General features: G+C 68.5%; 26 protein-coding genes and 1 pseudogene. 13 read left to right on the forward strand and 14 right to left on the reverse strand.

The features are described 5' to 3' along the window. Window positions 1-26: 26 nt before the first annotated feature. Entirely contained in the window at window positions 27-1,052 is a 1,026-nt protein-coding gene (locus ACFQRE_RS04910) for a helix-turn-helix transcriptional regulator (protein WP_380120431.1), read from the reverse strand. Between the two features lie 89 nt (window positions 1,053-1,141). Between ACFQRE_RS04910 and ACFQRE_RS04915 the strand changes: the two genes are divergently transcribed. After that, entirely contained in the window at window positions 1,142-1,450 is a 309-nt protein-coding gene (locus ACFQRE_RS04915; RefSeq protein WP_380119536.1) for a hypothetical protein, read from the forward strand. A gap of 12 nt (window positions 1,451-1,462) precedes the next feature. Here the strand turns inward: ACFQRE_RS04915 and ACFQRE_RS04920 are convergent, their stop codons facing one another. The 4 genes from ACFQRE_RS04920 to ACFQRE_RS04935 all read right to left on the reverse strand — a co-directional run bounded on the left by ACFQRE_RS04920 (window position 1,463) and on the right by ACFQRE_RS04935 (window position 5,347). Continuing rightward, complete coding sequence (locus ACFQRE_RS04920; protein WP_380119538.1) at window positions 1,463-2,257, reverse strand: anti-sigma factor; 795 nt, start codon at window positions 2,255-2,257, stop codon at window positions 1,463-1,465. Further along, on the reverse strand, window positions 2,254-2,856 hold the full coding sequence (sigK, locus tag ACFQRE_RS04925; protein WP_380119540.1) for an ECF RNA polymerase sigma factor SigK: 603 nt from the start codon (window positions 2,854-2,856) through the stop codon (window positions 2,254-2,256). The genes ACFQRE_RS04920 and sigK overlap by 4 nt, the downstream gene beginning before the upstream one ends. Before the next feature lie 50 nt (window positions 2,857-2,906). Then, the gene (locus ACFQRE_RS04930; RefSeq protein ID WP_380119542.1) at window positions 2,907-3,557 is read right to left on the reverse strand and encodes a fasciclin domain-containing protein; all 651 of its coding nucleotides are present in this window, start codon (window positions 3,555-3,557) and stop codon (window positions 2,907-2,909) included. Between the two features lie 218 nt (window positions 3,558-3,775). Further along, window positions 3,776-5,347 (reverse strand): molybdopterin-dependent oxidoreductase, encoded by a 1,572-nt coding sequence (locus ACFQRE_RS04935; protein ID WP_380119544.1) that lies wholly within the window; start codon window positions 5,345-5,347, stop codon window positions 3,776-3,778. A gap of 80 nt (window positions 5,348-5,427) precedes the next feature. Between ACFQRE_RS04935 and purF the strand changes: the two genes are divergently transcribed. Beyond that, window positions 5,428-7,002 carry an amidophosphoribosyltransferase gene (purF, locus tag ACFQRE_RS04940; protein ID WP_380119546.1) on the forward strand — a complete coding sequence of 525 codons (1,575 nt, stop codon included), beginning with the start codon at window positions 5,428-5,430 and terminating at the stop codon, window positions 7,000-7,002. A 25-nt stretch (window positions 7,003-7,027) separates the two neighbouring features. Then, complete coding sequence (gene purM, locus ACFQRE_RS04945; protein ID WP_380119548.1) at window positions 7,028-8,260, forward strand: phosphoribosylformylglycinamidine cyclo-ligase; 1,233 nt, start codon at window positions 7,028-7,030, stop codon at window positions 8,258-8,260. Between the two features lie 13 nt (window positions 8,261-8,273). On the opposite strand, the gene ACFQRE_RS04950 is transcribed toward purM, so the two are convergent. The 3 genes from ACFQRE_RS04950 to ACFQRE_RS04960 all read right to left on the reverse strand — a co-directional run bounded on the left by ACFQRE_RS04950 (window position 8,274) and on the right by ACFQRE_RS04960 (window position 10,598). Continuing rightward, a complete protein-coding gene (locus ACFQRE_RS04950; RefSeq protein ID WP_380119550.1) occupies window positions 8,274-8,828 on the reverse strand; it encodes a cysteine hydrolase family protein in 555 nt (184 codons plus the stop codon). Further along, window positions 8,825-10,318: a purine-cytosine permease family protein gene (locus tag ACFQRE_RS04955; protein ID WP_380119552.1), complete on the reverse strand. Its 1,494-nt coding sequence runs from the start codon at window positions 10,316-10,318 to the stop codon at window positions 8,825-8,827. Before ACFQRE_RS04955 ends, ACFQRE_RS04950 begins: the two co-directional genes overlap by 4 nt. An 85-nt stretch (window positions 10,319-10,403) precedes the next feature. Next, on the reverse strand, window positions 10,404-10,598 hold the full coding sequence (locus ACFQRE_RS04960) for a DUF3073 domain-containing protein (protein ID WP_380119554.1): 195 nt from the start codon (window positions 10,596-10,598) through the stop codon (window positions 10,404-10,406). Window positions 10,599-10,856: 258 nt separating this feature from the next. On the opposite strand from ACFQRE_RS04960, the gene ACFQRE_RS04965 reads away from it, so the two are divergent. Continuing rightward, the gene (locus tag ACFQRE_RS04965) at window positions 10,857-11,348 is read left to right on the forward strand and encodes an RNA polymerase sigma factor (protein ID WP_380119556.1); all 492 of its coding nucleotides are present in this window, start codon (window positions 10,857-10,859) and stop codon (window positions 11,346-11,348) included. Continuing rightward, complete coding sequence (locus ACFQRE_RS04970; protein ID WP_380119558.1) at window positions 11,341-12,156, forward strand: hypothetical protein; 816 nt, start codon at window positions 11,341-11,343, stop codon at window positions 12,154-12,156. Before ACFQRE_RS04965 ends, ACFQRE_RS04970 begins: the two co-directional genes overlap by 8 nt. 88 nt (window positions 12,157-12,244) lie before the next feature. Here the strand turns inward: ACFQRE_RS04970 and ACFQRE_RS04975 are convergent, their stop codons facing one another. From ACFQRE_RS04975 to ACFQRE_RS04990, 4 genes are all read right to left on the reverse strand, one after another. Then, the gene (locus ACFQRE_RS04975; protein ID WP_380119560.1) at window positions 12,245-13,363 is read right to left on the reverse strand and encodes a Glu/Leu/Phe/Val family dehydrogenase; all 1,119 of its coding nucleotides are present in this window, start codon (window positions 13,361-13,363) and stop codon (window positions 12,245-12,247) included. Between the two features lie 96 nt (window positions 13,364-13,459). Continuing rightward, entirely contained in the window at window positions 13,460-14,377 is a 918-nt protein-coding gene (locus ACFQRE_RS04980; protein ID WP_380119562.1) for a hypothetical protein, read from the reverse strand. Window positions 14,378-14,484: 107 nt separating this feature from the next. Further along, the gene (locus ACFQRE_RS04985) at window positions 14,485-15,156 is read right to left on the reverse strand and encodes a DUF6766 family protein (protein ID WP_380119564.1); all 672 of its coding nucleotides are present in this window, start codon (window positions 15,154-15,156) and stop codon (window positions 14,485-14,487) included. A gap of 85 nt (window positions 15,157-15,241) precedes the next feature. Continuing rightward, window positions 15,242-15,685 (reverse strand): hypothetical protein, encoded by a 444-nt coding sequence (locus ACFQRE_RS04990; RefSeq protein WP_380119566.1) that lies wholly within the window; start codon window positions 15,683-15,685, stop codon window positions 15,242-15,244. A 38-nt stretch (window positions 15,686-15,723) separates the two neighbouring features. On the opposite strand from ACFQRE_RS04990, the gene fgd reads away from it, so the two are divergent. Genes fgd through ACFQRE_RS05020 form a run of 6 tightly spaced genes read left to right on the forward strand, consistent with a single transcriptional unit; the run spans window position 15,724 to window position 20,761 of the window. Further along, window positions 15,724-16,776 (forward strand): glucose-6-phosphate dehydrogenase (coenzyme-F420), encoded by a 1,053-nt coding sequence (gene fgd / locus ACFQRE_RS04995; protein WP_380119568.1) that lies wholly within the window; start codon window positions 15,724-15,726, stop codon window positions 16,774-16,776. Beyond that, a complete protein-coding gene (locus ACFQRE_RS05000) occupies window positions 16,776-17,297 on the forward strand; it encodes a DoxX family protein (protein ID WP_380119570.1) in 522 nt (173 codons plus the stop codon). The genes fgd and ACFQRE_RS05000 overlap by 1 nt, the downstream gene beginning before the upstream one ends. After that, the gene (locus ACFQRE_RS05005; RefSeq protein WP_380119572.1) at window positions 17,294-18,061 is read left to right on the forward strand and encodes an enoyl-CoA hydratase/isomerase family protein; all 768 of its coding nucleotides are present in this window, start codon (window positions 17,294-17,296) and stop codon (window positions 18,059-18,061) included. Before ACFQRE_RS05000 ends, ACFQRE_RS05005 begins: the two co-directional genes overlap by 4 nt. After that, window positions 18,058-19,044: a glucosyl-3-phosphoglycerate synthase gene (locus ACFQRE_RS05010; protein ID WP_380119574.1), complete on the forward strand. Its 987-nt coding sequence runs from the start codon at window positions 18,058-18,060 to the stop codon at window positions 19,042-19,044. The genes ACFQRE_RS05005 and ACFQRE_RS05010 overlap by 4 nt, the downstream gene beginning before the upstream one ends. Next, window positions 19,041-19,913: a dihydropteroate synthase gene (gene folP, locus ACFQRE_RS05015; RefSeq protein ID WP_380119576.1), complete on the forward strand. Its 873-nt coding sequence runs from the start codon at window positions 19,041-19,043 to the stop codon at window positions 19,911-19,913. The genes ACFQRE_RS05010 and folP overlap by 4 nt, the downstream gene beginning before the upstream one ends. Next, window positions 19,910-20,761, forward strand: a complete 852-nt coding sequence (locus tag ACFQRE_RS05020) for a hypothetical protein (protein WP_380119578.1) — start codon at window positions 19,910-19,912, stop codon at window positions 20,759-20,761. The genes folP and ACFQRE_RS05020 overlap by 4 nt, the downstream gene beginning before the upstream one ends. Window positions 20,762-20,769: 8 nt before the next feature. Here the strand turns inward: ACFQRE_RS05020 and ACFQRE_RS05025 are convergent, their stop codons facing one another. Then, complete coding sequence (locus ACFQRE_RS05025; protein ID WP_380120433.1) at window positions 20,770-21,066, reverse strand: excalibur calcium-binding domain-containing protein; 297 nt, start codon at window positions 21,064-21,066, stop codon at window positions 20,770-20,772. Between ACFQRE_RS05025 and ACFQRE_RS05030 the strand changes: the two genes are divergently transcribed. Continuing rightward, window positions 20,948-21,235, forward strand: a complete 288-nt coding sequence (locus ACFQRE_RS05030; protein WP_380120470.1) for a hypothetical protein — start codon at window positions 20,948-20,950, stop codon at window positions 21,233-21,235. The two genes, ACFQRE_RS05025 and ACFQRE_RS05030, sit on opposite strands and share 119 nt — an antisense overlap. Window positions 21,236-21,449: 214 nt before the next feature. After that, window positions 21,450-21,732, forward strand: a pseudogene (locus ACFQRE_RS05035) (DUF4287 domain-containing protein). Here ACFQRE_RS05035 and ACFQRE_RS05040 read toward each other — a convergent pair. Continuing rightward, on the reverse strand, window positions 21,733-23,028 hold the full coding sequence (locus tag ACFQRE_RS05040; protein ID WP_380119580.1) for an esterase-like activity of phytase family protein: 1,296 nt from the start codon (window positions 23,026-23,028) through the stop codon (window positions 21,733-21,735). Between the last annotated feature and the right edge of the window lie 38 nt (window positions 23,029-23,066).

Genomic DNA, 23,066 nt, shown 5'->3' on the forward strand with positions numbered 1-23,066 from the left:
CGCCGCTGACGGGCCGCCGCTGACAATCAGATCGTCGGAGTGCCCATGGCGCGGGCGAGCAGTTCTCTGCGGCTGTGCTCGTCGGTCTTCGCGAAGATCGCCTTGAGGTGGTCCTGGATGGTGTGCGGCGAAAGGTGGAGTTGCGCGGCTGCCGTCGCAGTGTCCGCGCCCGTCGCAATGACGGTGAGGAGCTCGGACTCCCGGGGAGAGAGGCCATGAGCGCGGCAGAACACGTCCAAGCGGTCATGGGGCGTGGACTGTTCGATCGTCACCGCGATCTCGTGGTGAGCCTCCAGCCGTGAGGCCCGCAGTGTCACCCAGGCCCCATCGGGAAGGGGCATCCGAGCCATGGGCGGGTTGTCATCGACCCCGGCTTCACGGGCCAGGAGCTGCGCCGCCACGTTGTAGGCACATGCCGGGACCGGGCGCGTCCCATCCGGCTGGGGAAGGAGGAGACGCAGCCACTCCTCGGACCCCCGTGCTCGGTCGAGGATCGTCAGGTCGTCGCTGAGGACGAGGACGGTGGGCCCAGTCGATGCCACGGACTCACCACCGGCCACGTGGAAACTGCGCGCCCGCACGAGTCGCACGGCATTCGTGAGCGACGGCGCAAGGTCCAGCAGGAGTGCGAGCTCGCGAACGGCATACGCTCGGGTCGACCACAGGTCGAGGAAACCCCAGCATCCGTAGCGGTCACGCAGGGCCAGTGACGCGACGTCGACCACTCCATGGCGCGCCTGTTCCTCCTGCCAGAGCGGACTCTCGCTGGCCCTGGTCGCGAGGCTGGCGACACCGTCGAGCGACGTCCACCGGTTGAGGGAGGTGAGGTACTTGAGCCGGATGGTCGCGGGGATCGCCGCCGGATCGGGAAGTTCGGCGAGAGGATCGACCCCGACGGACGTCGTCGGATCGGTGAGGACCCATGCGTACCAGTCGAACTCGATGACCGCACGCAGCCTCGTCAGGAGCTCGCTGCGCAGAGAGCGCGAGTCCTCCGCATGGAGGGCCAGCCGCTCGATGGCGGCTGGCTCCAGTCCGCGCAGCCCGGGCATGCCCACGTTGCAAGAGTAGGAGGCCGAAGGGGGCAGAACCCCAGTTTTCTGGGATACCGACAGCCCCGCCGGCGTCGGACGCTGGACACATGCACACACTTCACATCGAGCACCCCATCACCAACTACGCCACCTGGAAGGGAGCCTTTGACCGATTCGCCGAGATGCGGACCGGCGCAGGTGTCCGAGCCCACCGGGTGGCACACCCGGTGGACGACGACTGCTACGTCGTCGTCGACCTCGATTTCGACACGGAAGCCGAAGCGACGGCCTTCCACGAGGTCCTTCGGACGAGGGTCTGGGCGCTTCCCGCGAACAGTCCGGCTCTCGTCGGGTCCCCGATGGCCCGTGTACTTCTCGTGGAGGAGCTGTCGAGCAGCGCCCCTGCCCCGGCCTGAGCCAGGTCCGACTCAGGCGAAGGAGAAGAGGGCGACCGGGTCGCTCGTGGGGTGCTCAGAACCGCTGGCGGGCTCCAAGGTGATCCCTGCACCGGTGGCCACCGTCGCGTCACCCTGCATCGGGATCGTCACGGCACCGCTGCCCCTGATGAGGCCGGCGCTGACCATTCCCTTGCCGGGCACGTCGAACCACAGCTGGTAGGCCTTGCCGAAGGGTGCCTCAGGCATCGCGTCGGCGAGGAAGACGGCCTTCTTGTGCGACGGACTGCGCACGATGGTGATCTCGGAGCTCCCCATGGGCTGCTCGACGCGCTGGGCATCGCTGGCGCTCAGGACCTGTTCGGTCACGGTCCCCTGTGGGGAGTCCTCGTTCCACGGCTGCCAGACGGCGCCGCCAACGGCGAAGACAGCTGCGGCGGCTGCCGCGGCGAGCCAGGGCTGCACCCGGAACCGACGACGGGCAGCGAGCTCGTCGACGGGAGCGGAGGCCGGCGTCGCCGACTCGCTCTCACGGGTCGACTCGATCCGGTCGGCCTGAATGGCGGTGGCCCGCTCGACCGACTCGGCCGACGTGATCGGCGAGAGCTGGCGGGTCTGGGAGATGGCCGAGAGGATCGAGGCACGCAGGGGAGGCGGGGGAAGCAGCTCGACGTCGATGGCCAGCGCAGCGGCGGCCTCTTGCAGCTCGGCCACCTCGGCGCGGCAGTCCTCGCAGAGGTCGAGGTGGATCTCGAAGGAGCTGCGCTCCTCGAGGGTCAGGGCATTGACGGCATACGCACCTGCCAAAGCGTGGGTATCTGGGTTCATGCCGTCACCTCCAAAGTGTCACGCAGTCTGATGAGTCCGTCTCGGATCCGGGTCTTTGCTGTCCCGAGCGGAATGCCCAGGAGTGCTGCGACCTCGGTGTGCGTGTGTCCGCCCAGGTAGGCCAGCTCGACCGCGCCCCGTTGGGTCTCGGTCAATGTGGCCAGAGCGCGACGCACGCGTTGCTGGTCGAGCCGGACCTCGACCTCTTCGAGAGTCGAGTCGTGCTCGCGTTCGGTCGTGGTGGTCTCGTAGGTCACTTCGCGTGCCTTGCTGGCTTCGGCCGAGCGAACCCGGTCCACGGCCTTGCGGTGCGCGATGGTGAGCATCCATGAGAGGGGCGAGCCCCGCGAGGGGTCGAAGCGGGTGCAGTGCCGCCAGATGTCGAGGAAGGCCTCTTGCGTGACCTCTTCACTCTGTGCCCGGTCGCGGACGACTCGGACGACGAGGCCGTGGATCCTGGCGGCGGTGGCGTCGTAGAGCTGAGCGAACGCCGACTCGTCACCTCGTGCGGATCGAGTCAGCAGAGCGCCGAGATCCGGTCCCATGGCAGCAGTCGGTGCGGGCGTATTGCCTGATCCGACTGCTGCCATGACGACCATGATTGCCTACTTCGTCTCTTGAGCGTTCATCGAGCCTGTGATCGTGTCGATCACATGGCCGGGAGCAGGACCTTGTCGACGATGTAGACGGTGGCGTTCGCGGTCTGGACGTTGCCGCAGATGACGCTGGCCTCGCCGACCTTGAAGTCCTCGCCACTGCCCGAGACGGTGATGGTGCCGCCACCGAGCGTCTTGTGCTCACCCGCGATCTTGTCGGGTGCGATCTTGCCCTCGAGGACGTGGTTGGTGAGCACCTTGGAGAGCAGGCCCTTGGGGTCGGCCATTGCGGCGTCCATCGTTGCCTTCGGGAGGGCAGCGAACGCGCTGTCGATCGGCGCGAACACGGTGAGCGCCGGGGCGCCGTTGAGGGTGTCGACGAGGCCGGCTTCCCCAACTGCGGTCACGAGCGTCTTGAGGAGCGGGTTGGCGCTCGCAGCGGTGGCGACCGGGGCGGTGGCCATGCCGTCGAACGAACCGGCGCCCGTGGTGGGGACCTTGGCGCAGCCAGGGCCGAACGGCTTGGCTGCCATGTCGTCAGCGGATGCAGACTCCGAAGGCGACTCCGAAGGGGCTGGCGCTGAGGTCGTCGACGACGAGGTCGTCGAGCCGGCGTCCGTGTCATCGGAGCTGCCACAGGCCGCGAGGCCGAGGGGCAGCGACAGAGCGAGGGCAAGGGCGGCGGTGCGGTGGGTGAGTTTCATGGTCGTCTCCTTGAGGCGGGTTGGCTTACATCTCTTATTCGCCGCCGCCACAAGCCCGGATTGGTTGACCCTCAACCTTTTTCAAACTTCCTACCGCCAGGTATGCCGCCCGCCCCAAGAACGACGTATTGCCCGTTCGCGCGGGTCCCAGCACCGGGAACGGTGCTGGGACGGGCGCGCGAACGGGCAATAGGTCGTTGGAGTGGGTTGCAGTGGGGCTATTCGACGTTGACGGGGATGGTGTGCCAGCCCGTGGCGCCCCGGGGGAACGGGGAGGCGCGCTTCTCGGTCTGCACCGCTCCGGTCAGGTCGGTTGCGCGCACGGTCAGCTCGTGCCGGCCAGCCTGCGCATCCCAGTCGAAGAACCACTGACGCCAGTAGTCGATGTTGGCGTCCGGGCCGAGCGTGGCCTTCTGCCAGGGGCCGTCGTCCACCCGGATCTCGACCTTCTCGATGCCGCGGCCCTGTGCCCAGGACACGCCGCCGATGACGTTCTTGCCGGCCTTGAGGGTGGCGAGGCCGCGAGGGGTGTCGATGCGGGACTGGGTGAGAATCCGTCCGTCGGTCGCCCAGTCGCGCTCGGTCCAGTAGGCCTTCTTGGCGGCATACGTCGTGGCCGTGAGGCTCTTGAGCCACTTCGTCGAACCGACGAAGCCATAGAGCCCGGGAGTGACGAGCCGCACGGGATAGCCGTGGCGGCGGGGGAGTGGCTCCCCGTTCATGCCGATGGCGAGCAGGGCCTCGCGGTCGTCGGTGAGTGCCTGGATGGGCGTCGAGATGGTCATGCCATCCACGGACGTGCTGAGAATCTGGTCGGCGCCCGAGCGAACTCCGGCTCGTTCCAGCAGTTCTCGCACGGGAACTCCGAGCCAGCGGGCGCCGCCGATGTAGCCACCGCCGACCTCGTTGCTCACGCAGCACATCGTGATGTCCTTCTCGATGAGGTCCATCTTGAGGATGTCGGCGTAGGTGAGCGTGAGGGGCTTGTCGACCTCACCGTCGATGGTCAGCTCCCAGGAGTCCGGGTCAACGCGCGGGATGACGAGCGCGGTGTCGATCCGATAGAAGTCGGCATTGTTGGTGCGGAACGCCGTGAGGCCCTTGACCTTGCCCTCGATCCCTTGCACCAGCGCGGGCAAAGGCTTGGCGGGGGCGGGGAGGGTGATGTTGGAGGGGGCGATCGCGTCGGTCGTGAGCTTCTGGCCGAAGGCGCCCACTGCGGCGGCTCCGACAGTCACTCCACCGGCGCCGAGCAGGAAGGCGCGGCGGCCGGCCGGGCTCGCGTCGCCGGTTGCACGGGCGTTGTGGTCGGTCGGGCTCTCGACCGCTCCCGCGCCCCCAGCGCGCGGGATGAGTCGCAGCAGGAGGACGAGCAGGCCAACGCCGACGAGGCCGGTCACGAGACCGGGGATGATGTCGGTCGGTCCCGCGGTCGGACGCAGGACCGCTGCGGCGGAGGCCAGGGCGGCGAGCACGACGATCATGAGCCGGCCGACGGTGGGGTGGCGCCGAGACACCAACCCAGCGACCGCGGCGAAGATCAGCGTGACGACGGCGACGCTGCCGATGAGGACGGGCTTGTCGGCGGTTCCCATCGTCGCCACGGCCCATTCCTTGACCGGGGTGGGCGTGGCGTCAATGACCTGCGAGCCTACGGCCAGAACGGGCGAGGACTCAGGGGAGACGAACGCCGCGACGAGGTGACCAGCAGCGGCACCGCCAGCAGCGGCGAGAAGCCCGCTCACGGCATACGGCCAACGGGGTCCGGTCGATCGTTCAGATGCGTCCATGGCAAGCCATTCGGAGCGAGGGGGCGCCACGGATTGGAGCGGCGCGTCAGTGCCCCGCGAACCCGTGGGACACTGGGAGTGTGGCACGCGGAGACGGACGACTGACCCACGACCTGATGCCCGACGAGAAGGGGCCGCAGGACGCTTGCGGGGTCTTCGGCGTCTGGGCTCCCGGCGAAGACGTCGCCAAGCTGACCTACTACGGGCTCTATGCGCTACAGCACCGTGGCCAGGAGTCCGCGGGCATCGCGACGAGCAATGGCCGACGCCTCCTGGTCTACAAGGACATGGGTCTGGTCTCGCAGGTCTTCGACGAGCGCTCCCTCGGTTCCCTCACCGGTCACCTCGCCATCGGGCACTGCCGCTACTCGACCACGGGTGCGTCGATCTGGGAGAACGCCCAGCCGACCCTCGGCGGTCACGACGGCGGGACCGTCGCCCTGGCCCACAACGGCAACCTCATCAACTCCGCCGAGCTGCGCGACATGGTCGAGGCGGCCAACGGTGACGAGGCGCATCGCGGCGAGCTCGCGCGCGGCAACACCACCGACACCGCCCTGGTCACGGCCCTGCTCACCGCCGACGAGGACCGCACGCTCGAGGAGTCCGCCCTTGAGGTCCTGCCCAAGCTGCGCGGCGCCTTCTGCTTCGTCTTCATGAACGAACACACCCTGTATGCCGCCCGCGACCCCCAGGGGATCCGCCCCCTCGTTCTGGGTCGCCTTGAACGTGGCTGGGTGGTCGCCTCCGAGACCGCGGCGCTCGACATCGTCGGCGCCTCCTTCATCCGTGAGGTCGAGCCGGGCGAGCTCATCGCCATCGACGAGGACGGTCTGCGCTCGCAGAGGTTCGCCGAGCCCGACCGCAAGGGGTGCGTCTTCGAGTACGTCTACCTCGCCCGCCCCGACACGACGATCAACGGTCGGGTCGTCCACGAGGCCCGCGTCGAGATGGGTCGGACCCTGGCCCGCGAGCACCCAGTCGATGCCGACCTCGTCATGCCCACGCCCGAGTCGGGCACACCGGCCGCCATCGGTTATGCCCAGGAGTCGGGCATCCCCTATGGCCAAGGCCTGGTCAAGAACGCCTACGTCGGCCGCACGTTCATCGCGCCGTCGCAGACGATCCGCCAGCTGGGGATCCGGCTCAAGCTCAACCCGCTGCGCGAGGTCATCAAGGGCAAGCGCCTCATCGTCGTCGACGACTCGATCGTGCGCGGCAACACCCAGCGCGCCCTCGTGCGGATGCTGCGCGAGGCCGGTGCGGCCGAGGTCCACGTGCGCATCTCGTCGCCGCCCGTGCGGTGGCCCTGTTTCTACGGCATCGACTTCGCGACCCGGGCTGAGCTCATCGCGACCGGCATCGGGGTCGAAGAGGTCTGTCGCTCGATCGGCGCCGACTCTCTCGGCTACATCTCCGAGGACGGCATGATCGCGGCGACCGACCAGCCACGCGAGATCCTCTGCTCGGCCTGCTTCACCGGGACCTATCCGTTGGAGATGCCCGCCAGCGAGCGCGTCGGCAAGGGCCTGCTCGAGCTCGAGTTCCCCGTCGAGGCCGGCGAGAGCGACGCCTCGGACGTGGGCACGCTCGACATCGATCGCGTCTCGGTCACCGCCGCTGGCGGCGCCGCCGAGGCCGTCCGCCGTCCGTGATGGCCCGGGCAATAGGCTCTCCCGCGTGAGCGACAGAGGCAGTCAGAGCGAACAGATCACCTATGCCGGCGCGGGCGTCGATGTCGAGGCCGGTGACAAGGCCGTCGAGCTGATGAAGGCCGATGTCCGCCGAGCGACCCGACCCGAGGTGCTCGGTGGTCTGGGTGGTTTCGCGGGCATGTTCGACGCCTCCGCCATCGCCCGCATGGACCGCCCGATCCTCGCCACGTCGACCGACGGGGTGGGGACCAAGGTCGCCATCGCCCAGGCGCTCGACATCCACGACACCATCGGCTTCGACCTCGTCGGCATGGTCGTCGACGACATCGTCGTCTGCGGCGCCGAACCCCTCTTCATGACCGACTACATCGCCACGGGCAAGGTCGTGCCCGAGCGGATCGCCGCGATCGTCGGCGGCATCGCGCGCGCCTGCCAGCAGGCCGGCGTCGCCCTCATCGGTGGCGAGACCGCCGAGCACCCCGGTCTGTTGGAGCCCGACGAATATGACGTGGCCGGCGCCGCGACGGGCGTGGTGGAGTATGCCGCGGTGCTCGGCCCCCAGCGTGTTCGCACCGGCGACGTGGTGTTGGGTCTGGCCAGTTCGGGGCTGCACTCCAATGGCTACTCACTCGTGCGCAAGGTCATCGCGCATGCCGGATGGGCACTCGACCGCCACGTCGACGAGTTCGGTCGCACCCTGGGTGAGGAGCTGCTCGAGCCCACCCGCGTCTATTCGCGCGACCTGCTCGACCTCATCGGCACCGATGGCGTCGACCTCCACGCCCTCTCGCACGTCACTGGTGGCGGCCTCGCGGCCAACCTCGCCCGCGTCCTGCCCGACGACGTGTTTGCCCGCGTCGACCGCAGCACGTGGACCCCGCCGGCGGTGTTCTCAACCGTTCAGCGCCTGGGCCGGGTGCCGCAGGCAGACATCGAGCGCACGCTCAACATGGGCGTCGGATTCGTGGCCATGTTGCCCGCCGACCAGGCCGAGCTGGCCGTGGCCACCCTGGCCAAGAGCGGCATCGTGGCGTGGCCGATGGGTGAGGTGACGGCGCTCGAGGACGCTCACATCGAGGACGGCGTCGAGGTCGTGCGGGGTGCCAAGGGCGTCGACGGCGGCTCCGTGCAGGTCGTCGGCAGTCACCCCGGGACGACCGGGAACGCACGTCCGTCCAGCGGGCCGCCCAGCGGGGTCATGGCGATGCGTGACCATGTCGACCTCGAGGCCGCGAACGAACCGGTCCGCGGCGACTGAGTCGCAGAAGGGGTCAGATCACGGTGATCTGGGGGGCGAACATCTCCATGGCGCCCAGTGCCTGCTCGTGCTTCTCGACGCTCGACCCGGCGCAGGCCTGAGCGATGACGCGCACGCTCGCACCGGCATCACCGGCGGGGATCGCAGTGGCGATGACGCAGCAGTCGGTGGCCACCCCCGCGAGCGCGATCCGTGGCTGGTCGCCGATGACGGCCCGCAGCTTCGGGCCCCACTTGCCGAACGTCCCCTCTGTGACCACATGGTCGGCGAGCTTCACGAGCTCGGGCACCACGGCATACAGGGGGTCCTTGTCCGGGACGAGCGCGAACTGCCAGTCGTCGTAGTAGTCCGCCCATGACCCACCGAGGCCCGGGTCCGCGACGAACCGCGTGACCACCACACGACCGGCGTATGCCGCCGAGAGACGAGCGATGCGCGGCACCGTCTCTGCCCACATGGGCGAACCCCAAGCGCTTGTCCTCGGGTCGGCGAAGATGACCTGCGGGTCGATGATGACGAGCCACTCGTCGTCCAGCGGCTCGACGGACTCGACTGGCCCTCGGGTCATGCCCCGCTCTCCTGGCGCTGCACCGTTCCACGTCGCGCGACGTAGGTGACGGCGAACGACAGCACAAGGGCCAGCAGGACGCCGAGGTTGGCGTAGGCGAAGGTGCCCTCCCAGTAGGAGCCGGCAGGGTCCTTGACGAAGGTGCCGAGGCCGAGGGGGTCCAGCAGGAAGCCCTGCCAGTTGTTCCAGGCGGCGTCGTCCGCGTAGATGTTGACGACGAGGCCCCAGCCGAGCACCGAGGTGACGATCATCGTCCCGATCGAGACCCAGTCGAAGGCACCATAACGACCGGACGCGTCGAAGAGCGCATCGTCGTCATAGTCACGCTTGCGCAGAGCGATGTCCGCGATCATGATCCCCGCCCACGACGCCAGTGGCACTCCGAGGGTGATGAGGAACGACTGGAACGGGTTGATGAAGCTCTCTGCGACGAAGACGACGTAGAACGTGCCGAGGGTGAGGATGACGCCGTCGACCAGCGCCGCCATCGGGCGTGGGATGCGCACCCCGAGGGAGAGCAGCGTGAGGCCCGACGAGTAGATGCCCAGGACGGCGCCTGACACGAGGGAGAGGATCGCCGCGACGAGGAAGGGCACGAGCACCCACGTCGGGAGCAGGGTGGCCAGGGTGCCGATCGGGTCGGTACCGATGCCCTCGAGGACCTTCTTGTCCGAGCCGGCGAGGGCGAGGCCGTAGCAGACGAGCAGGGCCGGGGCGAGGGCTCCGCCGAAGGTGTTCCAGCCGACGATGGCGGTGCCGCTCGCGTCCCGGCGCTGGTAGCGGGACCAGTCGGCCGCGATGTTGATCCAGCCGAGGCCGAAGCCGGTCATGACCGTCACCAGGGCGCCGATGGTGGCGCCGATCCCGCCGGACGGCATCGCGGAGACCGCGGACCAGTCGAGGTGGCGGAAGGTCATGACGACATAGAGGACCGTGATGATGCCGGTGATCCAGGTGAGGACCGACTGCATCCGCATGATGATGTGATAGCCGGCGACGGCCGCGGCCACGATCATCGCGGCGACGACCACGGCGGCGACGATCTTGGTGGCCGTCCCACCGCCCCAGCCGAGGCGCTCGAAGATCGTCGCGGTCGCGAGGACGGCCAGGATGGCGAGGAAGGTCTCCCACCCGATCGAGGTGAGCCACGAGATGACGCCGGGCACCTTCTGCCCCTTGACGCCGAAGGCGGCGCGCGACAGGACCATCGTCGGGGCGGATCCGCGCTTGCCGGCGATCGCGATGATGCCGCAGAGGGCGAACGACACCACGACGCCGATGATCGTCACGACGACGGCCTGCCAGAAGGAGATGCCGAAGCCGAGGACGAAGGCCGCGTAGGAGACACCGAAGACGGAGACGTTGGCGGCGAACCACGGCCAGAAGAGATCTCGGGGCGCGGCGGTGCGTTCCGCCTCGTCGATGATCTCGATGCCGGTGGTCTCGACGCCGAGTCGCTTCGCAGCGTCGGCAGTGCGCACGTCAGTCATGCCCGTGAGCATGTCAGATCTCCGACGGCAGGACGTGCTTGCCGCACAAGGATGTGCAGGTGAAACCCGAGCGGATGGTCAGACGTCAACGACGTCCGTTGACCCACTTGTCGTAGTCGTCATCCTCGTCGGTCTCCGGCTCGGCGACCCGAGTCGAAGGCAGCGTCGGAGAACTCCCGTGGAGTTCGCGCTCAAGCGAGCTCAGGTCAGTGTCGGGGCTGTAGTACTTCAGCTCCCGTGCCACCTTGGTCTGCTTGGCTTTTGCTCGGCCGCGCCCCATGGCGAGACCCCCTTGTGCGTCTGCCGGGCGACATACCCAAATGGGACGGCCCCGAAGGGGTCATCCCAAGTCGAGCTGTGGTCCCGGGAATCGTGTGTATGTCGTGGGGACAACGCTACATCAGCCCGAAGTGTTTCCGCTCCAGGGGTCGACTTGCTGAGACGGGGTCGCAACATTGGCGTGCGATTCAATGCAACCGGTCGCGGTTGCCACGCGTAGACCTGTCGACCAAGCAGTGTTTTCGGGGAGGGAGAGGGCATGAATCCGGAGGAGTTCGACCGGCTGTACCACGCAGCGGCTCCCAGGCTGATCGGCCAGGTGTATGCCATGTGCGGCAGCCGGACCGAGGCGGAGGACGTCGTGCAGGAAGCGTTCATCCGGGCCTGGCAGCACCGTGACCGCATCGACGCAGCTCGGGCTCCGGAGGCCTGGGTGCGCACCACGGCGATGCGTCTGGGGGTAAGCCGCTGGCGCAAGAGCAAGAACGCCATCATCGCCTGGACGCGGCGGGCTGACCCCCACGAGCACGAGCAGGCCCAACCCTTTGACCCCGCACTCGTGGCCGCCCTCAACCAGCTCCCGACCGCGCAACGTGAGGCGATCATCCTCCACCATCTCGCGGATCTGTCCGTCGCGCAGATCTCCCGAGAACTCGACGTGCCCGAGGGCACGGTCAAGGCTCGCCTCTCCCGCGGTCGGGCCGCACTCGCCACACTCCTCGCTCCCACGACGGAGGGCTCCCATGTCTGACCACACCAACCGCCCCCAGCCCGGCGAGGACCCCCTGGCCGACCGGCTGCGTGCTTTCGGCAGCCAGAGCGCGCACACGACCACGCTTCCCCCGGTGGAGGAGATCCACCGGGGCGGTGACCGGCGCCGGCGCAACCAGCGCATCGCCACGGCCGGTGCCACCCTCGCCGTTGCGGCGATCATCGGCGGCACGGTGATTGCCAGCCAGTTGGGCAACGGCGGAGACGACACCTTGCTACCCGCGACACCGGCGGCCATACCGACCGCCACGACTCCAGCCGTCACGCCGTCGGTGGCACGGATCGATCTCGGGGGCAAAGCCACGGTTGTCGTACCGCAGGGTTGGACGTCGCAGGGCTTGTCCACCTACGTCGACGACGCGGCTGGCAGCACGGTCGAGACCGTGTGCCTCAACGATGGGAAGGCCAACGGCCTGTCGGTGGACTGCGACATCGAGATCCAGTGGGGGCCGGTGACCTTGGGCAGCGAGCGCCAGCCGTGGACGCCGGGACAGGCGGGAGGCTGGTACCACCGCACTGACGCGGCCCCGTGCTTCCTGCCAACCGGTGATCTGTCTGCACCCGACCAGGGCGACATCATGCAGGTGGACCAGACCCCCACGAAGTCCTACGCTCCAGTCGGCTCCAAGATGGCGGAGATGTACCGCTATGCCGTCTCATGTGCCGAGGGTCGCAGTTTCACCTCGACGATGTGGTGGCTGCCGACGACGCAGTTGCGCTTCCATGATCTCGTTGGCAACACCTCGACCGCGGAGATCCTCGCGTCCGTGCGCTTCGCCGGGGAGTGACCCTCCAGAACAACGACGATGGCGTATGCCGGGTGCTCACCTCGAGAGGTGGGCACCCGGCATACGCCATGGTTGGCTTGAAAAGCGTCTAACGCTGGGGGAGCCAGATCGTCGACGAACCGGCGGCCATGCGCTTCTCGGCGATGTGGTCGGCTGCGGCGGCGGGGCTCTCGCCACGCTCGTCGGCGGTGCGGAGGACCTCGAGGGTGTGCTCCAAGATCGCCGTCGCACCGACCTTGGCACGGTCGAAGTCGAAGCCGAGGAGCTCGTCGCTCACCTGGATGACTCCACCGGCGTTGACGAGGAAGTCGGGGCAGTAGGTGATGCCGCGCGAGACGAGACGGTCGGCCGTGCCGCCGTCGCCTTCGGTCACGAGCTGGTTGTTGGCGCCACCGCACACGATGCGCGCCTTGAGGACGTCGACGGTGTCGTCATCGAGTGCTCCACCGAGTGCGCAGGGGGCGTAGACGTCGAGGTCGGCGCGCACGAGGGCGGCGACGTCACCGAGGATCTCGATCTCGGGGTGCTTCGCCTCGAGCGCCGCGACGGCGTCGGCGTTGACGTCGGTGACGACGACCTGGGCGCCGTCCTCGACGAGGTGGCCTGCGAGGATGCGTCCGACCTTGCCGACACCGGCGATGCCGACCCGACGGCCGCGCAGCGTCGGCTCGCCCCACACGTGCTGAGCGGCGGCGCGCATGCCCTGGAAGACTCCGAACGCGGTGAGCACCGAGGAGTCGCCGGCGCCGCCCTTCTCGGGGGAGCGGCCGGTTGCGAAGCGCGTCGTCTCGGCGACGACGTCCATGTCCTGCACGTAGGTGCCCACGTCGCACGCCGTGACGTAGCGGCCACCGAGGCTCTCGACGAACCGACCGTAGGCGCGAAGCAGCTCGGGGGTCTTGAGCGTCGCCGGGTCGCCGATGATGACGGCCTTGCCGCCGCCGTGCGGGATGCCCGCGACCGCGTTCTTGTAGGACATTCCCCGAGAGAGCCGGAGGACGTCGGCGAGGGCCTCGTCGTCACTGGCGTAGGGGTAGAACCGGGTGCCGCCGAGCGCGGGGCCGAGGGCGCTGTTGTGGATCGCGATGATCGCGCGCAGGCCGGACTTGGGGTCGGAGCAGTGGACGACCTGCTCGTGCTCCGCGAGCGAGAGGTGCGGCGCAGTGCTCAAACCTGCGGGCGCGGTGGTGGTGGGCGACGCGGTCACGGTGGTGACTCCTTTGTCAGAAACGGGCCGCGCGATGGCGCAGCAAGGTGGTGCGTGGGTCTCACGCACCACCAAGCGTAGGCCCGTCGCCGCGAACTAGAAGATCTTCTCGGTCCACCCGGAACTGATCTTGCCGTAGCCGACGACGTCCGACCCGGACCCGTCGTTGGCGTTCTTGTCGTGGTAGAGGTAAACGTCGCCTGCGGTGGTGACCCCAAGCAGGATTCGCCCCACGGCAGCGCCGCTGTTGTTGTAGCAGTCGCCGCTGTGGAGGGCCTTGAAGCCGCCCCAGCTCGTGGTCTTCAGGTCCACGCGGGTCCATTGAGCCGGTTGGTCGAGGGGGACGGTGTATTCGACCAGCTTGCCGTCGGTGGTGGTCGCGAGCAGGACGTCGGCCTGTCGTGTCGTGCCCGGGAGGGTCACGGTCCGGGTGCGAGCGATGGTCTTCACCACCTGCCACCCGGAAGCGCCGACCGTGACCCGGCCGTAGGGCGCTTGGCTCGCCGGGCCGTACTGGTAGCGGTAGAAGCCGCCAGCGTCACTCAGCCCGTAGATGTAGTTGGAGTTCGAACCGCCGGATCCGGTCGTCGTGAGCGTCCGGATCGCGGACCAGGAGGTGCCGACGGACGTCGCCGTGACCTTGACCTCCTCACTGCTGTTCTGCCCCACGGCGGAGATCCGGTAGAAGTTGCCTGCCGCGGAGTTGCCCAGGTAGAACGAGTTCACGGCGGGAATCCCTCCGGCGCCGCCCGGATCGGTCACGAGGCCCCGCGGGACGAATCCGAGCCGCCCCGGGTTGTAGCGATCGAGGGTCGAGGCAGGCTGACCGTTGCGGGTCTCGTAGAACCGGCGCGTGATCTGGCCGGTGTTGGCACCCGTCGCCACGACCCCGTTGAGGTGGATCGAGCACCATGCTGCGGGACCCACTGCGGCGACCGGCACCGGTCCGCTGCTCGCGTGCGCCGGAGAGGCTGCCACCACGAACGCAGCTGCCCCGACTGCCGCGCAGCCCATTCGAAACTTCTGTCCACCCATGTGGAACCCACCCTCACGTCAAAGAAATCTTCCCCCGCGGCCCGCTGCGGGCGGGCCACGTCGTCGGTGTTCCGACGAACCGAACCCTAGCCTTCGATCCCCGTGGCCTCGTGGGAGGACCCGACCGGCTTGGACTCGGGTGATCCGCGCTCGCGCAGGTAGATCGCCAGAACGACCATGCTCGCGACGGCGAGGAACTCGGACTGCCAGTTCTGGAAGGTGCGGCTCCAGAAGTCGGGCGCGGCGAGGTACTCCCCGAAGGTCAGAGTCTCCTTGAGGTCGCGGATCTGTTCGGCGTTGTATGCCGCGTGGCCGGCAATGAACTGCGCCGACCACGAGCCGACGAAGATCGCCCCCATGACGAGCCCGAGGGAGTGGGAGTAGAGGCCTCTGCGCCAGCCATCGACCTTGGCCCACGCCGGCGAGTCGGGTTCGGCGAACCGTCCGACCTTCTGCTCCTCGTCGCTCTCGCGCCCGGTCTTGTCGAGCGGTTTGGACTCGGGAGATCCCTTCTGGACGAACCAGACCGTGAGGACGATGAAGAGGAGGAACTGGAGGTACTCGGACTGCCAGTTCTCAGCGAGGTCGACGGCGAAGTCCGACGACGCGAGGTACTCAGCCATCCCGATCGTCTGGAGTCCGTGGTCGCGGGCGTCACCGTTGACGCCAGCGAGTCCCGAGATGGCCTGACCGACGAGGGCCAGGAGCAGGAGGGCGCCGAAGACGAGGGGGAGCCCGTGCTCGCGCAGTCGCCTCATCGCCCGCTCACCCCCATGACGAAGCACCACGCAAGCCCCGCGACGATGAAGACGAGCCACCCGATGAACGACCATCGCACGACGGTCACCGCCCTTCGATGGAGCAGTCGTAGGGGAGGTCCTTGCCGCGCGGGGTGCACCCGGCAGCAGTGACAAGCCAGCCACTGTCGAAGCGGGCGAGGAACATGGTCTGGTCCTCCCACTGGACGATCGCGTCGCGTCCATAGACCTGGGCCCGAAGCTCTGGGCCGTCCGCCCTCAACGTCTCCACCCCGAGGTCGGCGATCGCGGTGGCACACTCCTCGTCGTCTGAGGCGATCGAGTCGAGGGTGGCGGGGGCCAGGGTGTCGCAGGCCTTGGCTGGCTCGGTGCTCGCGGCGGAGATGAACCGTCCGGCGGCATCGTCCACTGCCGAGTTCTCGACCGACCCGCGGCCGGCGCAGCCGGTCAGCGACACGAGCGTGAGGAGCGCCGCACCGCAGACGGCGAGGCACGGCATACGTGGACGTTTGCGCAGGTCAGCAGGCACGCGACCACTATGGCACCTGCATGGGAGAGGATGGCGGCATGCGCATCGGCTACAAGGCTTCGGCCGAACAGTTCGCTCCAGCCGACCTGGCGGCATACGCCGTCCTCGCGGAGGAGCTGGGACTGGACTCGGTCACGATCTCCGACCACTTCCAGCCCTGGCGGCTCGAAGGCGGCCACGCCCCGAACTCGATCGCGTGGCTGTCGTGGGTCGCGGCCCGCACCGAGCGGGTCATGCTCGGGACGTCGGTCATGACCCCGACCTATCGCTACAACCCGGCCGTCGTCGCGCAGACGTTCGCGACCCTGGGTTGTCTCGCGCCCGGCCGCATCATGCTCGGTGTCGGCACGGGTGAGGCGCTCAACGAGGTGGCCGTCGGGTCGGTGCCCGAGAGTGGCTGGCCCGAGTTCAAGGAGCGCTACGCGCGGCTGCGCGAGTCGGTCAGGCTCATGCGGGCCCTGTGGACCGAGGAGTCCGTGACCTTCGAGGGCGAGTACTACCGCACCGAGGACGCGCGGATCTTCGACCGCCCGGATGCGCCGATCCCCGTCTACATCGCTGCGGGTGGCCCGCTCGTTGCCAGGTATGCCGGCCGGTCCGGTGACGGTTTCATCTGCACCTCGGGCAAGGGGCGTGAGCTCTATGCCGACAAGCTGCTGCCCGCTGTGGCCGAGGGGCTCGACAAGGGCGGCCGGTCCGGCAGTGACATCGATCGGATGATCGAGATCAAGGTGTCCTGGGACCCCGACGCCGACCAGGCGCTCGAGAACACCCGCTTCTGGGCGCCGCTGTCGCTCACTCCCGAGCAGAAGCACTCGATCCACAGCCCCGCCGAGATGGAGAAGGCGGCCGACGAGCTGCCCATCGAACAAGTGGCCAAGCGCTGGATCGTCGCGTCCTCACCGGATGATGTCGTCGCGGCGGTCAAGGAGTACACCGACCTCGGCTTCGACCACCTCGTCTTCCACGGACCCGGCCACGACCAGGAGCGGTTCCTGCGGACCTTCACGGAGCAGGTCGTGCCCGGCCTGCGTGAACTTGTGCCCGCTGACCTGACCACCGCACCGACCGCCACCAAGGACAACTCCTGATGGACGCCACCGCAATCTCCTCGACCGAGCTCGACGTCGCGTCTCTCATCCTGCGCCTCGCGCTCGGACCGATGCTCGTCCTCCACGGACTCAACAAGGTCCAGGGTGGCCTCGACGGCACGGTCGGCTGGTTCGAGTCGCTGGGGCTCAAGCCCGGTTGGCTGCACGCCCGGGTCGCCGCGTTCACCGAGATCGGTGCCGGGATCATCGTCACGCTCGGCCTGCTCAACGGTCTGGGAGCGATGGCGTTCGTCGGTCTCATGACGGTGGCCGCGCTGACCGACCACCGCGGCAAGGGCTACTTCATCTTCAAGGGTGGTGCCGAGTACGTCGTCCTCGTGGGCATCGTCGCGGTGGCGCTCGCCGTCGTCGGCCCCGGGCGTTGGTCCCTCGACCACGCCCTTGGCCTCGACCTCGCGGGCCTCGGCTGGGGCATCATCGCCCTCGTCGGCGGTGTGGCCGCCGCGGCCGGTCTGCTCATCACCTTCTATCGCCCCAACGCGACCAAGGCTGACGCGTGACGTCCCCTGCTGTGAGCGTTGCGATCGAGGGCGCGATCGGGCGGATCACGTTCACCGTGCCGGATCGACTCAACTCCCTCGATGCGGCCATGCTCGAATCCCTGACCGTCGAGGTCGCCCGGCTCGACGCCGACCCGAGAGTTCGGGTCATCGTCCTCGCGGGCGAGGGAAGGGCGTTCTCGGCGGGCGCGAACATCACGGCCCACGAGGACATGGGCGACCTTGACGCCACCCTGTTCGGCCTCGGGTCCGTCGTGCGCGCGATCCTCGAGGCGCGAACCCCGGTGCTGTCGCTCGTGCCCGGGGTCGCTGCGGGGGCCGGGCTCTCGCTGGCTCTGGCTGCGGACTATGTCCTGGTTGCCGATGACGCCAAGCTCCTCCTGGCCTTCGGCGCCCTCGGTCTCATGCCCGATGGTGGTGCGACGTCGCTCGTCGTGGCCTCGATCGGACGCGCGCGGGCCCTGCGCCTCGCCCTGACCGGTGAGAAGCTCAGCGGTGCCACCGCCGCAGAGTGGGGCCTCGTCTCGGAATCCGTTGCCGCAGAGGGGTTCTCGGCACGCGCCGACGAACTGATCGCTCACCTTGCCTCCCTCGCACCCGATGGCACGGCTCTCACCACGGCGGCCATCACCGATGCCGCGCTCGACCTCGACGCCACCCTCGACCGTGAGGAGCGCGGACAGCACGCTCTGCTGCGCACCGACGACTTCGCCGAGGGCCTCGCCGCCTTCCGCGAGAAGCGCCGCCCGACCTTCGGTCGGTGACGGAAGCGGTGGGGGAGGGGAACGCCTCCGGCGGGCGCGGGTCCCACGCTCTGCGTGGGCCGGCATACGCGGCTTCTGACTGGACGGCCGAGGTCCTGCTGGCCCTCAAGGGCGACCGGACGATCTCCGTCGTCATCCCCGCCAAGAACGAAGAGGCGACCGTCGGAGACGTCGCGAGCCGTATCCTCGCCGACCTGGGTGAGCTCGTCGACGAGGTCGTCGTCATCGACTCGGACTCGACGGATGCGACGAGTGAGGTGGCTCGGCGGGCAGGGGCAATCGTCCACTCCGCGGCCGATATTCGTCCCGAGCTCGGTGCGGTCGCGGGCAAGGGCGAGGCGCTGTGGAAGTCGCAGTTCGTCACGCGCGGCGATCTTGTGGTCTTCGTCGATGCGGACTTGGTCGACTGGGGCACGCACTTCGTGACCGGCCTGCTGGGCCCGCTGCTCACGCGCGACGACATCCACCTCGTCAAGGCCGTCTATGACCGGCCGATGCTCGACGACTCCGGCAACGAGGAGGAGCAGGGCGGGCGTGTCACCGAGCTCGTGGCCCGTCCGTGGCTCGGCCTCCACCGACCCGAACTGGCCGGGATCGTGCAGCCGCTGTCGGGGGAGTGGGCCATCCGGCGTTCGAGTCTTGCCGGGTTCTCGGTGCCCGTCGGCTATGGCGTGGAGATCGCTGCGGTCCTCGACACGGCCGATCGCTTCGGGGTCGACGCCATCGCGCAGGTCGACCTGGGGCTGCGCACCCATCGTCATCACCGTCATGACACGCTCGGGCTCATGGCAGTCCAGGTCCTCGCAGCCGCTGATCGTCGTCGGGTCGCTGCTGTCGTCGGTGACGTGGCGTCGGGTGCCACGGTCAACCTGACGCAGTACTCCCGTGGAGCTGTCGGCTTCGAGCCGCGCGTCACCGCGGTGGCGATCGGTGAGCGTCCTCCGGCCAATTCGGTGGGTATGCCGTCTGCGGAGTCCCGATGACCGGGTTGCGTTTCCGCTTGGGTCGCCGCGAGTTCGATGCGCACTCGCGCCTCGTCATGGCGATCGTCAACCGCACGCCGGACTCCTTCTATGACAAGGGATCGACGTGGCGGGAGGACGCGGCCTTCGACCGCGTGCGCGAGGTCGTCGCGCAGGGAGCCGACATCGTCGACATCGGCGGCATCAAGGCAGCGCCCGGTGTCGAGATCGGCGCGGACGAGGAGAAGGCGCGCGTCGTCGACTTCGTCGCTGCTGTGCGCGCCGAGCACCCGGACCTGCTCATCAGTGTCGACACGTGGCGGGCTTCGGTCGGCCGTGCGGTGCTCGAGGCGGGGGCGGACATCCTCAACGACGCGTGGGGTGGGGCGGATCCTGGTCTGGTCGAGGTGGCCGCTGAGTTCGATGCTGCGGTGGTCTGCACTCACACGGGTGGTGTGACTCCGAGGACGCGGCCGCACCGGATCGAGTACGACGACGTCGTCGAGGCCGTCGTGGAATCCCTTGTGGCACAGGCCGATCGGGCCGTCTCCGTGGGAGTGGCGCGCGAGCGGATCGTCATCGATCCGGCGCACGACTTCGGCAAGAACTCGTGGCACTCACTCGAGGTGACGCGACGGCTCGACGAGCTCGTGGCCCTGGACTGGCCGCTGCTCGTGTCGCTGTCCAACAAGGACTTCGTGGGGGAGGCGCTCGACCTGCCCGTGGGGGAGCGGCTCACCGGGACCCTTGCGGCGACGGCGATCTCGGCGTGGCACGGGGCACACATCTATCGCGTGCACGAGGTGGTCGAGACCCGGCAGGTGCTCGACATGGTGTCGGTCATCTCCGGCGACCTGCCGCCAGCCCGGACAGCTCGGGGGCTCGCATGATCACGGACATCGTCATCGTGCCGGGGGCGCCGCTGTTGTTGCCCGAGTACCAGGGGCGGGTGGCGGCCGCACCTGGGCTCCTCGAGTCCTGCGTTGGCGTGGTGCGCGAGGCGGTGGGTTCGGCACACCACGTGGTCGTCGTGCACGCGACCGATCGCGATCCCCGCAGCACGAAGCCGGCCGTGGGTCTGCGGGTGGCAGATCACCTGCTCGCTGCGACCCACGAGAACTTCGACGTCGAGCACGTCGCCGTGCCGTGGGACGCCACCGTCGAGGAGTGCGTGATCGCGGGGCACGCCCTGGTAGGCAGGTTCCACGATCGGTGGCCAACAGGGTCCCGCTCAGGAAGTGCCTTTGCTTCAACCGACGATGCAAAGGCACCCCCAATTGCTCCGGATGGTGATGCAAAGACACACCCCTTTGCATCCGATGGCGAAGCAAAGGGGAGTGTCTTTGCATCTCAGGGTGAAGCAAAGGCACCTTCTGGGGCGATCCCTCGCGAAACTCCGGCCACGACGCTCCTTGTCGTCGCGGACGGATCGGCTCGCCGCACCGAGAAGGCACCCGGACACCTTGACGAGCGGGCATTGTCTGTCGACGACGCCATCGTCGGAGCGATCCGGGGCAGCGGCGACGGGAGCCTCGACCGTCTCCTCGATCTCGACGTGGAGCTCTGTGCTGACCTGCTCGTCGCTGGTCGGGCACCACTGCAGGGCCTGGCGGCCGCCGTCCGCGCAAGCGCGGGGTCGGCGGAAGGTGAGCGGGCGGCATACCGGGTCGAGCAGTTGGAGGTGAGCGATCCGTTCGGGGTGCTCTACGTCGTTGCCCACCTCAGGGCCACCTCCTGAGCCCTGGGCTACTCGCAGGCCACGCCGTCGTTGTCGCGGTCCAACCCAGAGCGGTATCCGGGGTCGTCGCGCCGCAGCGGTGCCACACCTGCTGCGCGGGCCGCATCACAGTTCGCGTTGTAGACGGACGAATCCTCCTGTGGCGGAGGTGCCACGAACGGCACCGCCCTGGTCGCGGGCGCTTTGGTGACTGTCACCGTGGGTGCGGGGGCTGGCTTCGCAGTGACCGTGACCGTCGGGGCGGGCGCTGGAGTCGCCAAGACGGTCACTGTCGTTGTCGGTCCCGGCCTCACCGAGATCGACACGCTGGGCCGGCTTGTGGGTGCGGCAGCGCTGGCGTCGGCGTCCGTTCCGTTCGCTCCGCCTGCGCCGACCGCGGTTCCGATCAGGAGTGCTCCAACAGTCACGACACCCGCTCTGGCGTACGACACGGACGCCTTCTCGGAGGTTGGGGCCATTCGGGCGGTGCGTTGAATCTCTGGGTCATGGTCCGCTCCTCGCGTGTCCGTGAAGGTCACGCTAGGGACCTGGAGGATCGCGCGTGGGGAGACGACGCATCTAGCGGGGGGTCCTTCTGCACGGCATGTGGGTTCCCGTCAGGGTCGAGTCGATTCCCTGTCGAAATCTGCTTGGTTCGTTCGGCACTCTGGGTGAAGGACCGTCATTCACCACCGATCAAGGAGTCACCATGTCGTTCCAGGCCTACCTCGATGCCGCTGAGAAGAAGACCGGTCACACCCCGCAGGAGCTCGTGGACCAGGCGCATGCGCGCGGGTTCGGCCCAGAGACCAAGGCCGGCGAGATCCTCGCCTGGCTGGCTGAGGACCATGGCCTCGGTCGTGGCCACGGCATGGCCCTGGTCCACGTGATCAAGAACGGCGCGGGCATCTCCGGACAAGCACGTCGGCTCCACCGGGACCCATCGCGACGACTCGGACGAGCTGCGCCTCGACGGCATCGCGAATCGGTAGTCACAGCAGGCGGTGGTCGACCTGGAGTGCCGAGCCGAGGCGGATGAGGACGAACTCGTTCTGGTCGGGCACAGTCGCGCTGCGGCCTCCGGCGGCCGGGAAGTTGTTGTCGTTCATCACCGCGATGGTGCGGTCATTGACGAGCTCGACGTCCTCGATCGTGAAGAACGGGAAGGTGAACGGGTCGGCGAATCCGCCTGCGCCAGTGGGGTTTGCCACGTTCATGAGGTCGACAAGGAGGGTCTTTGACACGTAGCCACCCGCCGCGACGCCGCGGGTGTCGACGAGGTAGATCCGCTTGAACACTGCCCTCGGGCCCTGGCCGTTGTCGCGCTCGATGACGAGGAACTGGTGCTTGTTGATCGCGATGAAGTCGCCGAGAGCGTTGGCCGGGTCCTGCATGCGATAGCGGCGGAAGTCACCGGTGAAGGCAGCCGTGCCGCCCTTGGCGATCGGCGCCTCATAGATGCGCAGGTCGCTCGCGAGACCCGCGGCCTTGTCCTCGGCGGTCGAACCCTCGAGCATCGGGTACAGCGTGCGGCCGTCGGGGCTGATGGCCATGCCCTCGAAGCCCTTGGAGTTCGCGATGTTGGGCGTGTCCGTGCCGAGGACCGGGTTCGACGGCGACTTCACGCCGGGAGTCGGCACGGGTGCCTCGAGCAGCTGACCCTGCTGATCGAAGTGGAGCAGGAACGGACCGAACTCCTCACCCACCCAGTAGGTCCCGTCCGTCCCGACCTGCAGCGACTCCGGGTCGAAGTCCCATCCGGTGAGCTTGCGGTCGGGCGTCGGGCACGCGTACCCCGCCGGCAGGCTGGCCGCAGCCGCGCACCCACCGTCGCGCCACGTCGTCCACGGAATGAGTCGCTTGGGGTCGGAGAACGTGAAAAGCGTTCTCTCGTATGCCGTTGCGCCTGTTGTCGTGTTCGGTCGGATCCGGTGGATGGCCAGCAGAGCGTCCTGGCTGTTGCCCTTGGCGCCGAAGCCGTTGTCGCTGAGCACCAGGTAGGAGCCGTCAGGGTTGCGGTGGGTGCCGGAGAAGCCCTGCACTGGCTGGCCGCGGTAGGGCGCAGGCACGGCGGCGTTCCCGGCCGTCCAGTGTCCGGAAGTCTCGCTGCCGGGCACATAGGTCTCGGCCGGCAGCACCGAGAAGCCCTGCACCTGCGCAGTCGGGGCCGCAGGAACCGGGCGACCGGCCGCGCTGGCGATGCTCGGCGTTGCGGCACCGACGGCAGGGGCGATCAGGACTGCGGCTGCGAGCGCGCACGCGGGCAGGGCGAATCGGCGTGAAGTCATGGCCGCAGCCTGCCCAGTGAAGGGAACGGACGGCATAC

It is taken from the genome of Knoellia pratensis (assembly GCF_042666395.1).
GTDB lineage: Bacteria > Actinomycetota > Actinomycetes > Actinomycetales > Dermatophilaceae > Knoellia > Knoellia pratensis.

What these genes read in the sequence shown, in the direction of transcription:
- folP (WP_380119576.1), top strand. Translation starts at nt 19,041, where the DNA reads ATGACCGGGTTGCGTTTCCGCTTGGGTCGCCGCGAGTTCGATGCGCAC.
- ACFQRE_RS04970 (WP_380119558.1), top strand. Translation starts at nt 11,341, where the DNA reads ATGTCTGACCACACCAACCGCCCCCAGCCCGGCGAGGACCCCCTGGCC.
- ACFQRE_RS04915 (WP_380119536.1), top strand. Translation starts at nt 1,142, where the DNA reads ATGCACACACTTCACATCGAGCACCCCATCACCAACTACGCCACCTGG.
- ACFQRE_RS04910 (WP_380120431.1), bottom strand. Translation starts at nt 1,052, where the DNA reads ATGCCCGGGCTGCGCGGACTGGAGCCAGCCGCCATCGAGCGGCTGGCC.
- sigK (WP_380119540.1), bottom strand. Translation starts at nt 2,856, where the DNA reads ATGGTCGTCATGGCAGCAGTCGGATCAGGCAATACGCCCGCACCGACT.
- ACFQRE_RS04980 (WP_380119562.1), bottom strand. Translation starts at nt 14,377, where the DNA reads ATGGGCTGCGCGGCAGTCGGGGCAGCTGCGTTCGTGGTGGCAGCCTCT.
- fgd (WP_380119568.1), top strand. Translation starts at nt 15,724, where the DNA reads ATGCGCATCGGCTACAAGGCTTCGGCCGAACAGTTCGCTCCAGCCGAC.
- ACFQRE_RS05040 (WP_380119580.1), bottom strand. Translation starts at nt 23,028, where the DNA reads ATGACTTCACGCCGATTCGCCCTGCCCGCGTGCGCGCTCGCAGCCGCA.
- ACFQRE_RS05000 (WP_380119570.1), top strand. Translation starts at nt 16,776, where the DNA reads ATGGACGCCACCGCAATCTCCTCGACCGAGCTCGACGTCGCGTCTCTC.
- ACFQRE_RS04920 (WP_380119538.1), bottom strand. Translation starts at nt 2,257, where the DNA reads ATGAACCCAGATACCCACGCTTTGGCAGGTGCGTATGCCGTCAATGCC.
- ACFQRE_RS04955 (WP_380119552.1), bottom strand. Translation starts at nt 10,318, where the DNA reads ATGACTGACGTGCGCACTGCCGACGCTGCGAAGCGACTCGGCGTCGAG.
- ACFQRE_RS05020 (WP_380119578.1), top strand. Translation starts at nt 19,910, where the DNA reads ATGATCACGGACATCGTCATCGTGCCGGGGGCGCCGCTGTTGTTGCCC.
- ACFQRE_RS04965 (WP_380119556.1), top strand. Translation starts at nt 10,857, where the DNA reads ATGAATCCGGAGGAGTTCGACCGGCTGTACCACGCAGCGGCTCCCAGG.
- ACFQRE_RS04930 (WP_380119542.1), bottom strand. Translation starts at nt 3,557, where the DNA reads ATGAAACTCACCCACCGCACCGCCGCCCTTGCCCTCGCTCTGTCGCTG.
- ACFQRE_RS04960 (WP_380119554.1), bottom strand. Translation starts at nt 10,598, where the DNA reads ATGGGGCGCGGCCGAGCAAAAGCCAAGCAGACCAAGGTGGCACGGGAG.
- ACFQRE_RS04935 (WP_380119544.1), bottom strand. Translation starts at nt 5,347, where the DNA reads ATGGACGCATCTGAACGATCGACCGGACCCCGTTGGCCGTATGCCGTG.
- ACFQRE_RS04985 (WP_380119564.1), bottom strand. Translation starts at nt 15,156, where the DNA reads ATGAGGCGACTGCGCGAGCACGGGCTCCCCCTCGTCTTCGGCGCCCTC.
- ACFQRE_RS04950 (WP_380119550.1), bottom strand. Translation starts at nt 8,828, where the DNA reads ATGACCCGAGGGCCAGTCGAGTCCGTCGAGCCGCTGGACGACGAGTGG.